Raw genomic sequence first — 12,886 nt, forward strand, 5'->3', positions numbered from 1 at the left:
TCAAATGGCATAAAATAACTTTTAATAAAGTATACAAATCTGAAGACGAGAAAGAGTAAAATAGTGAACTGTTCTCCAGAGAGCCGGTATATTGCTGAAAGCCGGTGGGCAGACGTTATTTGAAAATCATCTCCGAGGAGCCGAGGCTGAAAGTGAGTAAGCCCGGACGGATGTCTACCGTTACAAAGAACACGTATGATAGTACGTTGCTAAGCGCTATTAGTGAAAAAGCTAATAGAATTAGGGTGGTAACGCGGGTAAACCCGTCCCTACTTCATAGGGGCGGGTTTTTTGTGTGCTTTTAAAACATTCAAAGGAGTGATTGTAGATGAAGAAAGTAGATGTAAAAGAGTCAGCTGTAGGGAGAGAAACACGTATTCGTAAGCAGTGGAACGAACAAAGCATTTTTGAACAATCAATTCAGAATCGAGAAGGCGCGCAATCGTTTGTGTTTTATGAAGGACCACCAACGGCGAACGGTTTACCACACGTCGGCCATGCACTTGGTCGGGCAATTAAAGATTTAGTAGCAAGATATAAAACGATGGCTGGTTATAAAGTAGTAAGAAAAGCAGGATGGGATACACACGGTTTACCTGTAGAACTAGGTGTTGAGAAGCAACTTGGTATTTCTGGTAAACATGAGATCGAAGAATATGGTATTGAACCATTTATTCAAAAGTGTAAAGAGAGTGTTTTCACATATGAAAAGCAGTGGCGTGAATTCACTGAAAGTATTGGTTATTGGGTAGATATGGATGATCCATATGTAACTTTAGAGAATCCATATATCGAAAGTGTATGGCATATTTTGGGGACGATCCATGAAAAAGGATTGTTATATAAAGGACATAGAGTTTCACCATACTGCCCAAGCTGCCAAACCTCATTGAGCTCACATGAGGTTGCACAAGGGTATAAAACAGTAAAAGATTTAAGTGCAACAGTGAAGTTTAAAGTGAAAGATAGTGAAAATGAGTATTTCTTAGGCTGGACAACAACGCCTTGGACACTTCCAGCAAATGTTGCGCTTGCTGTACATCCAAATATGGAATATGTTAAAGCAAAACAAGAAGGTCATGTATACATTGTTGCGAAAGAACGTGTACAAGAAGTATTAAAAGAAAACTATGAAGTATTATCTGTTCATAAAGGCGAAGAATTATTAAACACATCTTATACAGCGCCATTTCCGATGAAAGAAGTCACAAATGGTTACCGCGTTATCGCAGCAGAGTTTGTAACGGCAGATAGTGGTACAGGACTTGTTCATATTGCTCCAGCATATGGAGAGGACGATTATAGAGTTGTTCAAAGTGAAGGATTGTCATTCTTGCACGTTGTAGATGAAAAAGGTGAGTATACAGAAGCGGTACCATTTTTGAAAGGTAAATTTGTAAAAGATTGTGATGTGGATATCGTTCGTTATTTAGCGAAAGAAGGTTTACTATATCATAAAGAAAAATATGAACATAGCTACCCACATTGCTGGCGTTGTGATTCACCACTACTTTATTATGCAGGAGAAAGTTGGTTAATCCGAACAACTGCAATTAAAGATACATTTTTACAAAATAATGATTCAGTTACTTGGTATCCGGATCATATGAAACATGGACGATTTGGTAAGTTTTTAGAAAATATGGTGGACTGGAATATTAGCCGAAATAGATATTGGGGAACGCCATTAAACGTATGGGAATGTGAAAGTTGTGATCATCAGTTTGCGCCGAAAAGCATTGCCGAATTAAGAAAGCATAGTACGAAAGAAACACCGGAAGATTTAGAATTGCATAAGCCTTATGTAGATGAAGTGCAAGTCCGCTGCGAAAAATGCGGAGGCACAATGAATCGTACACCAGAAGTGATTGATGTTTGGTTTGATAGTGGTTCTATGCCATTTGCACAATATCATTACCCATTTGAAAATAAAGAGTTATTTGAAGAGCAGTTTCCAGCGGATGTTATTGCAGAAGGAATTGATCAAACACGCGGCTGGTTTTATAGTTTATTAGCAGTATCAGCACTATATACAGGAAAAGTACCGTATAAACGAGTGTTATCACTAGGGCATGTTTTAGATGAAGAAGGGCAGAAAATGTCTAAAAGTAAAGGGAATGCACTAGATCCAGTTGATTTAGTAGATAAGTTTGGTGCAGATGCGCTAAGATGGGCTTTACTTGTTGATAGTGCTCCGTGGAATGCGAAGCGTTTTTCTGAAAGAACCGTACTGGAAGCGAAATCTAAATTTGTAGATACATTAGTCAATGTGTATAGCTTCTACGTTTTATATGCGAATTTAGATGAGTATAACCCGAAAGAAACGTATGATGTAAAGCGTACGAAATTAGACGAATGGGTATTATCAAGATTGCATAGTACAACGAAAAAAGTGAGAACAGCACTTGATGATTATCAATTTACGAATGCAGCTCGTGAAATTGCAGCACTTGTAGATGAAGTGAGTAACTGGTATGTAAGACGCTCACGTAATCGTTTCTGGGAATCTGGTATGAACGCTGAAAAAGCTGCTGCGTATGAGACACTTCATGAAGTACTTGTAACAATTAGTAAATTAATTGCACCATTCACACCGTTTGTCGCGGAAGACATTCATCTTAATTTAGAAGGAAGTAGCGTTCATTTAGCTGATTATCCAGTTGTAAATGAATCACTACTTCAGCCGAAATTAGAAGCGGAAATGGATGCTGTTTTACAAGTTGTTGAACTTGGAAGAAGTAACCGTAATCAGCATTCTTTAAAAGTAAAACAGCCGCTAGCAGAACTTGTATTACTTGAGCATAACGAGAATGATATGGATTGGGAATCTTATCGTGATATCGTTATGGATGAGTTAAATGTAAAAGCGTTCCATGTTGAACTTGATGAAACAAAATACACATCATATCAATTGAAGCTCAATTTTAAAACAGCGGGGCCGAAATTCGGTAAAAATGTGAATGCAGTGAATGGTTGGCTAAAACAATTATCACAAGAAGAAGTACAAAACTTTGTATCAACAGAAAGAGCAGTTTACGAAGCAACACCAGGAGAAGAAGTAGTTGTAACTGCTGAAGATGTGTTAGTTGAAAAAGTTGCAAAATCAGGATTTTCTAATACGACTAACGGACAATATACAGTTATGTTAGATACGAATGTAACGGAAGAATTGTTACAAGAAGGAGTAGCGCGTGAATTCATTCGTGCGGTTCAAGAATATCGTAAACAGTTGAATTTACCAGTTAATTTACGAGTCGATGTTATTCTCGATACAGAAGAAGAACTACAACGAACGTTAACGAACAATAAAGATTTATTGGAAGAAAATTTACTCGTTAAACAATTTACATTTGGTCACTTAACGAACGAAGACGATGAACTTACTTTAGGTGAAACAAAACTTAGAATTAAATTAAGTGCAGCTAATTAAAGAAAAAAGGAAGTTGGAATGATTCCAACTTCCTTTTTCGTATGGAGGTAAATTAACTAGTTAATTTCCTCATAATCCATTCGATAGGTCCTTTAGAAAATTTCTTTCTCCATAATACGCTAAACAAAATACTGAAAATGAAAAATATAGTAGCAAATAATAAAACGAAAAGTAGTGTTTGATGTTCCATTCTATTGAATAGAATTAATGCTCCAATACCGATAAATACATGACTTACATAATGAGTTAATGTTAATTGACCTGTTTGTATAATGGAAGTAACAAACCAATTATTTTCATATTTTTCAGTGATATAGAGGCAAAGTATTAATATAGCAATAGCGGATCCTGTAGCAGATAAAATATATAATATATTTGGTAAAATGGGTCCTGTATTAAACAAAAATGTAGCAGCTTCTTTGCCAATGTGTGGAATGAAGTAATGCGTGAGCCCCTTTGATAAAAGTTCTATCAGTATGGTGAATGTAATACCGAGCAAGAGCAACCTATCTCTAATCTTTTTATTATGAAGATCTAATCTGCCAATTATCATACCGATTAAGAAGAACGAAAACCAAGGGAAAAAAGGGTGATAACCATTAAAGAATAAATTGCGAAGAAAACCGTTAACTGTCCAGAAGTCTACATAGTTTATAAATGGAGTAGGGCCTCCCCAACCTTCGAAAGTATTGAAAGTAAGCTGAAGAGATTGTGCCAAGAGTAGGATAATAATAGATAACAAGAGTAATGCTTTTTTTCGGACTGTAATGAGTAATGCAGCAACGAAAAGGTAAGCACCGTAGTAGTGTAATATATCCCCAGTCCACTCCATTACGTATAAAAGTAATCCTAAAATAAATAAGAATAGTGCCCGTTTCCAGGTGATTTTTCGGCTATTAGAAATTTTTATTTTTTCATTGCTAGCAACAGATGATCTAGTCATTAAAGATATGCCAATTCCAGCAAGTATAACAAACAAGGCAGAAGCTCTACCTTCAAAAAGTGACATGAAAGTTATTAAAAATGGGGGACCATTTCCTTCTGCACCTGTTATCACCATAAAATTAACAAGCAGCATACCAAACATCGCCAAAGCTCTAGCAAAGTCTAAGCCGATAATTCGTTTTTTAGTATTCAATTCAATCCCTTCTTTCAAAAATACTGTTTACAGCTTCCATCCATATTTGTCTATAATCTATATCCACATGTAACATCATAAAATTCCCGACATTATCAAGCACTAATGCTAACATATGAGCTTTTGAAACTAGATTTTTATTTTCAATCAATTGAAGCTCATTTGCTTTTGTAAGGAGGGATTCAAATCCTTGTAAATATTCTGTTTGCACAGTTAGTAATCGATCTTTGTACATATCATTTCTTGAAGATAGTAATACATATTCTTGCAACACACGATTAAAATAAGGATCGTTCTGCTGTTCATCAATTATTTTGAATCCAATTTCAATGCATTTGTCAATAAAATTTCCTTTCGTAAACTCTTCTGTATGGAAGAAGGAAGAAAACTGCATCGCAGCACATAATTCTGTGAAAATACATTCGATTAATGCATCTTTAGATTTAAAGTAATAATAAATGGACGGTTTAGCAATTCCGACTTCTTCAGCAATCATTGAATAAGTCGTTTTGGTAATACCATGTCCGGCAAACAGTCGATAGCTTGCTTCCATAATTGAAGAGAGTGTTTCTTCACTTTTGCCCATAATAAAGCCTCCTAAAAAAAGGTTATATAAATCGTATCATTCATTAATATTTTTTTCAACCTACCGTTAGGTAAAAAAGTGGCCTGTTTTTTACAAAGTCATTTAAAAAGTTTAAGAGTTAAGGAATTGCTTTAGAAATATATTTCTAAAATATTGTGTTCACTTTACACATAAATATTGAGAAAATTTCACTTACCCTAAATGGAAAGGTAATAGAAGTGTCCATAGAGAATTACTCGTAGATTCAATTTTTATCCCCCCATTTTGTGGGGAATGATTGCCGAGTGGTAATGGGATAAGGTTGAGCTACTTTATTAGGGGGAGTGGTTCTATGTTTAATAAAAAAATGGTGGCAATGGCAATGACTGTACCGTTAGTAATGGGGACGATTTCTACGGTTTCGGCATTGGAAAAACAACAGCAAGTAAAGTTAGAAGCTTATTCGCCACAGAAAAAAGCAACTGAATATTTAAAAGAAAATGCTGCGCAGTATGGATTGAAAACAGACCTTTCAGACTTGCAATATATTTCTACAACAGAAACGTCAGTAGCTTCATATGTTAGGTTCCAACAAGTTGTTAATGGTGCACCTGTATTTTCAAAACAAATAACAGTTACGCTTAACGGAGAGGGAAAGGGAGTACTCGCTGTTTCTGATTATCAGCCTGTTACAGGTGTGAAGGAAGTAACGACAAAAATTAGTGAAAAAGATGCAATACAAAAATCAATGGCGTATGTTGGAGAAGCAAGTGAGCAAAATTTATGGGCTCCTACAGATAAAGAGTTCGGATATATTGTTGAAGAAGGAATTGCTCGTCCAGTATATAAAGTTGTAGTCCATTCTAATAATCCATTTGGTGCATGGGAAACATTTATTGATGCAGAAAATGGAAAGTTAATTAAAAAGGTTGATATAAACCGAAAAGCTGAAGGGTCAGGAAAAGTATTTTTACCTAACCCAGTCGTATCTAGCGGTAGTAAAGTAGGCTTAAAAGATAATAACGATGCAGATTCAACAGCTCTAACGAATCAACTGAAAACTGTTACGTTAAAAGGTTTAGATGGAACAGGATTTTTAATTGGAGAATATGTAACGATTTCTTCAAAAGCGAAAACAAAATCTACGAATTTACAATTTAACTATACACGCGCAAATGATAGCTTTGAAGATGTTATGTCGTACTATCATATCGACACATTGCAACGATACATTCAAAGTCTAGGTTTTAAAAATATTAATAACCGTTCGATAAAAGTGAATGTTAATGGTACAACTGATGATAACTCATTCTATTCTCCATCAACAAAAGCTTTAACTTTCGGTACTGGTGGTGTTGATGATGCAGAAGATGCTGGAATTATCGCACATGAATATGGGCATTCGATTCAAGATAACCAAGTTCCTGGCTTTGGTAGTTCAGCAGAAGGTGGAGCGATGGGAGAAGGATTTGGCGACTTCTTAGGTGCTACATATGAAGATGCAGTATCGACTACTGGATATGGTAAAGCATGTGTTGGAGAATGGGATGCGACAGCTTATTCTAGTTCAGATCCAACATGCTTACGCCGATTAGATACGAATAAAGTATATCCGAAAGATATAACGAATGAAGTGCATGATGATGGTGAAATTTGGGCTCAAGGTCAATACGAAATGGCACAAGCTTTTGGCCGTGATGTAGCAACAAAAATCATTTTACAATCACACTGGTCATTAACACCAAACTCTAAATTCAGTGATGGAGCGAAAGCGATTAAGCAAGCGGATGCTCTTTTATATGGCGGACAACATGCTGCTGATATCGATCGCATTTGGGCAGCGAGAGGCATTAGTACGAATTAATATAAAAAGTCGTGGCATTTATAAGCCACGACTTTTTAATTTGCTTACGAACTGGTACTAGTAAATAAAGCTATATCAATGATAGTGTGAATATATCCGTATCCCATTTACTTTTTAGCTTCTTTAAAAACAAAATGCTCTTTAAATTTTCTAGATTCAACTTTTTGACCATTTCGCATCGATCGGAATGGGTGCTCTTGCCATGTAATAATAACATCAACTTCATCTGCTTTTGTAGCAACAGGTAAATTAGCGTGTTCAAATCCAGTTTTTCCACTTGCTAAACGACTTTCCTTTAGGGAAAAGAGTTCATATTTCGTTTTCTTATTTGGTTCGTTGCGGAATACTTCGACGTTTACGTTATATACCTCACTATTCCCAACATTCTTTACTGAAAAATGATATGTTTGAAATTCAGCTTTTTTAGCTTGAAGCATATTCTTGTTTGTTTTTTTCGGTTTATCAATATTCACTTGCCATTGATCAGAGTTTTGGGAGATTGGTAAAGATTTTGGTGAATAGGCGTATGTTTCGTTTACTACAATTAGGCAAAACAATAGGAGAAAGAAACTAATTGCTTTTTGCATATACACACCTCGCTATAAAATTTTTTATTAATATGCGTAAATGAATTGGGTTTTATGTAAAAAATGGAAAAGGGTGACAATTTGATTCAACTACAATTAAATAAATTGGAAGAGATAGTAAATGGTGAAGGATTACAAGAATCATTTCATTATATAGAGATGCAAGGCGTCTGTATTGACTCTAAAAAAATTACGAAAGGGAATTTGTTTGTTCCGATTATTAGGGTGAAAGATGGACACGATTATGTAAAAGAAGCGATGGAAAAAGGTGCGGCTGCTTCTTTATGGAAAAAGTCTTACGGTGATCCTCCAAAAGGAATCCCGATTATTTTTGTAGATGACACATTACTTGCACTGCAAAAAATAGCGCGATATTACCGAAAGACAAGTAATGTGAAAGTTATCGGAATTACTGGTAGTAATGGAAAGACAATGGTAAAAGATATAATAAGCACGATATTAAGTACAACTTATCGTGTGCATAAAACGAAGGGAAATTTAAATAGTCAAATTGGTTTACCACTAACGATTTTAGAAATGAAACAGGATACAGAGTTGTTAATACTTGAAATGGGAATGAGCGAAACGGGACAAATTCGAAACTTAGCACAAATAGCACAGCCAGATGTAGCGATCATTACAATGATTGGACAGTCACACTTAGAAACGCTTGGATCAAGAGAAGAGATTGCGAAGGCTAAATTTGAAATTGTAGACGGATTAAATGACGGTGGACTGTTCTTATATAATGGTGATGAGCCATTACTTTCTCAAAATATTAATATGCTAGGTATAGAAAGTAAGTCGTTTGGTGGAAAGTATACAAATGATTTGTTTCCAACGAACGTACAATTAGATGAATATGGTGTTCATTTTAAATTAAATCATTCAAAAATACAGTACGATGTTCCCTTACATGGAAAACATAATATTTTTAATACGATTGTCGGAATCGCTGTAGGTCAATTTTACAAAGTCCCTATAGAAAAAATACAAGAAGCATTGCAGCAAATAAACATTACACAAATGCGCTTTCAGTTTTTAACCGCTAAAACAGGTTTTACAATTATTAACGATGCATGGAATGCCAGTCCTTCCTCCATGAAGGCTGCAATTGAAACGTTGCAGAAATTAAATGCCTATAAGAAAAAAATTATAGTGATTGGGGATATGTTGGAGTTAGGCAAGAAAGCTGAAACATATCATAGAGAAATTGGTAAAATGTTAAATGAGGAGAGCATTCAATATGTATTTACGTATGGAGAGTTAGCCAAAATTGTAGCGGAAGAAGCAAGAAAGAACTATCATACAGGAAAAATAAAGTCATTTGATAATAAAGCCAAAATAGCAGAGGAAGTATTGAAAGTTATAACGAAAAAAGATGTTGTTTTACTGAAAGGTTCACGTGGAATGGCTTTAGAGGAGATTGTACAAAACTGGATGTGAAAAATCAAAATATATTTAAAAGTGCTTGCATTTTATAGGGAAAAGAGTTAGAATACTCTGTAAATATAAAAAGTGATGATCAGGAAAAGTACATGGTGCAAAGGTCTACAGAGAGCAGCCGGTTGCTGGGAAGGTTGCGATACCGCATGATGGAAAGACACCTGTGAGCGTTGCTTTGAACGTGATTGTTAGTAAAAGCAAACGGTACCTACCGTTATCAGGGCTAAGATGGTCAGTATGACAATTTGGGTGGTACCGCGGAAAAAAAATCCGTCCCTATTTATAGGGGCGGATTTTTGTATTCTTTGAAAGGGGGTGAGTGACCGTGGATGATGACGATGACAACAATAACGTAAATAAATATAAAATTACTGGAGGGAAAAATAATGGATTCAATAATGAAGCGTTCACTCACAAAAGAATGTACAAAGCAAAGTGGAAAGGTTGTATTACTTCAAGGATGGGTAAAAAAAATTCGGCACCTTGGAAATGTTAGTTTTTTATTATTACGGGACAGAACAGGAGTAATTCAATGTGTATTAGAAAATGAATTGGCCGGATATAAAGTTGATGTAGAAAGTGTTGTCCATGTAATCGGTGAGATAGTCGAGACGTCGAAAACGGAATTGGGTGTTGAAGTACTTGCTCATGAAGTGAAAGTAATAAACGGTGCAGAGCCACTTCCATTTGAAATAAATAAAAAGAAGTTACAAGTTGGCTTAGATCAACTACTTAATGAGCGGGTAATATCATTAAGGCATGAGCGAACTGCAGCGATTTTTAAAGTGAAATCTACACTCGTTCAGAGCTTTAGTGAATTTCTAATAGAGAACGATTTCACACGTATATTTACTCCGAAAATTGTTTCACAAGGGGCAGAAGGAGGAGCAAATGTTTTTAAGCTTCCATACTTCCAAAAAGAAGCTTATTTAGCACAATCACCACAGTTCTACAAACAAATGATGGTAGCGGGTGGACTAGAACGAGTTTTTGAAATTGCACCTGTATATAGAGCGGAACATCATAACTCTTCCCGTCATTTGAATGAATATATCTCGTTAGACGTAGAACTTGGATTTATTCATGATTTTTATGAAGTGATGCAACTAGAAACGGATGTTTTACGATATATATTTCAACAAGTAGCGAAAAAATGTGAAATAGAACTACAACTATTACAAATAGAAGTACCTGTTATTACTGAAATACCTAAAATTACATTGTTAGAAGCACAAGAAATTTTGAAAAGTAAGTATCGTAAAGAATCTCCTGTAGGGGATTTAGATACAGAAGGTGAAAAGTTACTAGGGAAATATGTAAAGGAAACATATAATAGTGAATTTGTTTTCATTACACATTATCCGAAAGAAGCGAGACCGATGTATACGATGCAAAATAAAGAGAATCCAGCTATTACTGATTCATTCGACTTATTATATAAAGGGTTAGAAATAACGTCAGGGGCACAGCGAATTCATAATTATGAAATGTTACTCGCTTCGTTTAAAGAAAAAGGATTGCACCCAGAGAAATTTCAATCTTATTTAAATACATTCCGATACGGTTGTCCCCCGCATGGAGGTTTCGGAATTGGGTTAGAAAGGATTGTATATAAACTATTAGAATTAACAAATGTACGAGAGGCGAGTGCTTTTCCGAGAGATTGTACTCGTCTTATACCATAATATCAAAACCCTTCTATGAATATAGAAGGGTTTTGTATATTTAAACATAAGTTAAAGAGAAGAAAAATGTCTTTTTGTGTGAAAATATGTAAATTATATCGAGAACATTTTATAATAAATTGAGAAAAAGAAAATTCATAAGTTATAATGAAATGTGAATATAAAAAAAGTTCATATAATAATGTATGGAAGGGTATGAAACATGTTATATCAAACTCAAGCAACACAACAAACACCAGCTTATATAATCTATCTTCTTGATGTAAGCGCATCAATGAATCAAATGATGGATGTAGAGGGAGAAGAAAAAAGGAGAATTGACATTGTAACAGATGCTCTTTCTTTAGCGATTCGCCAAATGGTATTTCGTTCGACAAAAGGTAGTCGATTGCTTCCAAGATATAAGTTATCTATTTTAGCTTATAGCGATCAAGTTTTTGATCTTTTGGGTGGGGTGAAAACAATAGATGAAGTAGCAAGACTACGTCCACTAGAAAAAATTCAAACGCATCGCTTAACTGATACAGCAAAGGCTTTCTCTGTAGTGGAGAAGTTATTGCAAAAGGAATTACCGAATTTACAAGATGGGCCAGCTCCTGTTGTTTGTCATATGACAGATGGTGCTTCAACTGGCGAAGATCCAGAATTAATTGTGCGAAGAATTATGAATATGTCTGTACCTGATGGAAATGTACTAATTGAAAATATCTTTATTTCGGATGAAATTATGCAAGAACAAATTACTAGTATAAAGAAGTGGGAAGGGATTATGCCACATACAGAAATTACGGATGAATATGGTGCAAAGTTGCAACGACTTTCCTCTCCTATCCCTCAAAGTTATCGTGAGATGATGACTGAGTATGGTTTTCATATTGGGGATGGTGCAGTGATGATGTTTCCAGGTACAAATGCAGATTTAGTATCACTTGGATTTCAAATGTCTGCTGCAACGCCGGTTCGATAGGAGGGAGAAAAATAGTGAAGTATATCCTGTCGCAAGAAAAAGAAACAGTATTACAAGAGAAGAAAGGTGAAAATTTTACATATCGATATAGTTACGTAAGAGCTAAAGAAACGCAAGACTTAAATGAGAGTGGACAAGATTTTCTTATATTTCAAGATAATGGGACTAGTATTACCTTTGCATTATGTGATGGTGTAGGAATGTCTTTTCATGGTGAAATCGCTGCGAAATTTCTTGGTATGAAGTTAGTAAACTTGTTTGATACATGTCAAGAAAGTGGACTGGATATTGCTACATTATTAAATGAACAGTTAAATAATTGGATAGAAGAAGCTTCAGAGGAAGTGAGTGCATTTCGCTTGCCAGAAGAAACACCGTGGTTACTACTTGATGTTTTGGAAGAAAAGCGAACAAAAGGTAGTGAAACGATGTTTATTGGCGGGAAAATAGAACTCATTCCAAATCAAGATAAAGTACAAATAACGATAGTTACACATGGTGATTCATTTGTACAATTGTTTCAAGATAAGGAGAATTGTTCGAATATAATGAAGTTTAATAGAAATATAGAGAAAAGATGGTCTACACAGCGAGGCATTATTGGTGGGGAATTGGCGGTTTTTTCAAAGGCATTATCTAGGCAAGAAGCTAATCGGATAGTTATTCACTCAGACGGACTTGTGCCGCTTATGCAGTATAATTTTGAGGAAGTGTTAAAAGAAATTGAGAGGGCACAGAACTCTCCGACAAGCGATGATATTTCATTTTTAGATGTTTCTTGGTAACAAACATGATGGAGAAAAAGGTGAATAAATGTGGAAGAGATTATTGTGACATACATAAAACAGTCAAATGAAGAAATTGATATTGCAATTCCAAATGACGTAAAAGTGGTGCAAATTATTGAAGCGATTTTACATCATGAAAAAATAGATGAAGCATTAAGCGAGATCTATGAAATTAGAGTGGCAAAAGATAAAGAAGAGTGGCATTCTATTCGAAATGATGAAACGTTACGCGATAATGATGTGTGGGACGGACAATATGTAATGCTACATAAAAAAGGAGCAATTATCCCTTCTTTTGAAATGATGCCAGCAGAAGAAGTTTATAATGAACCTGTTAAACAAGATATGTCTTCTAGTGAAGAAGATTATGTATGGAAAATCATTGAGTAATAGTTTTTGGATGGGGAAGGAGAAAT

The 12,886-nt window shown here is 35.2% G+C and carries 10 protein-coding genes and 2 other annotated features; of the genes, 7 read left to right on the forward strand and 3 right to left on the reverse strand.

Annotated features, from left to right (window positions below; genetic code table 11):
• Nucleotides 1-33 precede the first annotated feature (33 nt).
• Nucleotides 34-274 (forward strand) — a binding site (T-box leader).
• A 54-nt stretch (nucleotides 275-328) separates the two neighbouring features.
• Nucleotides 329-3,430: an isoleucine--tRNA ligase gene (ileS, locus tag AC3EMB_RS10840; protein WP_488517676.1), complete on the forward strand. Its 3,102-nt coding sequence runs from the start codon at nucleotides 329-331 to the stop codon at nucleotides 3,428-3,430.
• 52 nt (nucleotides 3,431-3,482) lie between these two features.
• On the opposite strand, the gene AC3EMB_RS10845 is transcribed toward ileS, so the two are convergent.
• A complete protein-coding gene (locus AC3EMB_RS10845; RefSeq protein WP_488517677.1) occupies nucleotides 3,483-4,568 on the reverse strand; it encodes a DUF418 domain-containing protein in 1,086 nt (361 codons plus the stop codon).
• 1 nt (nucleotide 4,569) lies between these two features.
• On the reverse strand, nucleotides 4,570-5,154 hold the full coding sequence (locus tag AC3EMB_RS10850) for a TetR/AcrR family transcriptional regulator (RefSeq protein ID WP_023521810.1): 585 nt from the start codon (nucleotides 5,152-5,154) through the stop codon (nucleotides 4,570-4,572).
• Nucleotides 5,155-5,485: 331 nt separating this feature from the next.
• Here AC3EMB_RS10850 and AC3EMB_RS10855 point away from each other — a divergent pair, with 331 nt between their 5' ends.
• A complete protein-coding gene (locus AC3EMB_RS10855) occupies nucleotides 5,486-6,997 on the forward strand; it encodes a M36 family metallopeptidase (RefSeq protein WP_000482274.1) in 1,512 nt (503 codons plus the stop codon).
• A 107-nt stretch (nucleotides 6,998-7,104) separates the two neighbouring features.
• Here AC3EMB_RS10855 and AC3EMB_RS10860 read toward each other — a convergent pair whose 3' ends face one another.
• Nucleotides 7,105-7,584 (reverse strand): hypothetical protein, encoded by a 480-nt coding sequence (locus tag AC3EMB_RS10860; protein WP_088023232.1) that lies wholly within the window; start codon nucleotides 7,582-7,584, stop codon nucleotides 7,105-7,107.
• 63 nt (nucleotides 7,585-7,647) lie between these two features.
• On the opposite strand from AC3EMB_RS10860, the gene AC3EMB_RS10865 reads away from it, so the two are divergent.
• The 5 genes from AC3EMB_RS10865 (at nucleotide 7,648) to AC3EMB_RS10885 (ending at nucleotide 12,860) form a co-directional block, all read left to right on the forward strand.
• Nucleotides 7,648-9,030: a UDP-N-acetylmuramoyl-tripeptide--D-alanyl-D-alanine ligase gene (locus AC3EMB_RS10865; protein WP_488517678.1), complete on the forward strand. Its 1,383-nt coding sequence runs from the start codon at nucleotides 7,648-7,650 to the stop codon at nucleotides 9,028-9,030.
• A gap of 66 nt (nucleotides 9,031-9,096) precedes the next feature.
• Nucleotides 9,097-9,311, forward strand: a binding site (T-box leader).
• A 105-nt stretch (nucleotides 9,312-9,416) separates the two neighbouring features.
• Nucleotides 9,417-10,715 carry an aspartate--tRNA(Asn) ligase gene (gene aspS, locus AC3EMB_RS10870; protein ID WP_000377342.1) on the forward strand — a complete coding sequence of 433 codons (1,299 nt, stop codon included), beginning with the start codon at nucleotides 9,417-9,419 and terminating at the stop codon, nucleotides 10,713-10,715.
• Between the two features lie 202 nt (nucleotides 10,716-10,917).
• Nucleotides 10,918-11,682, forward strand: a complete 765-nt coding sequence (locus AC3EMB_RS10875; RefSeq protein ID WP_000966848.1) for a vWA domain-containing protein — start codon at nucleotides 10,918-10,920, stop codon at nucleotides 11,680-11,682.
• Nucleotides 11,683-11,693: 11 nt separating this feature from the next.
• The gene (locus tag AC3EMB_RS10880; protein ID WP_098835433.1) at nucleotides 11,694-12,467 is read left to right on the forward strand and encodes a hypothetical protein; all 774 of its coding nucleotides are present in this window, start codon (nucleotides 11,694-11,696) and stop codon (nucleotides 12,465-12,467) included.
• A 30-nt stretch (nucleotides 12,468-12,497) separates the two neighbouring features.
• Nucleotides 12,498-12,860, forward strand: a complete 363-nt coding sequence (locus AC3EMB_RS10885) for a ubiquitin family protein (protein WP_000391139.1) — start codon at nucleotides 12,498-12,500, stop codon at nucleotides 12,858-12,860.
• Nucleotides 12,861-12,886: the final 26 nt, after the last annotated feature.

The sequence above is a fragment of the Bacillus sp. LQ16 genome, assembly GCF_057784645.1.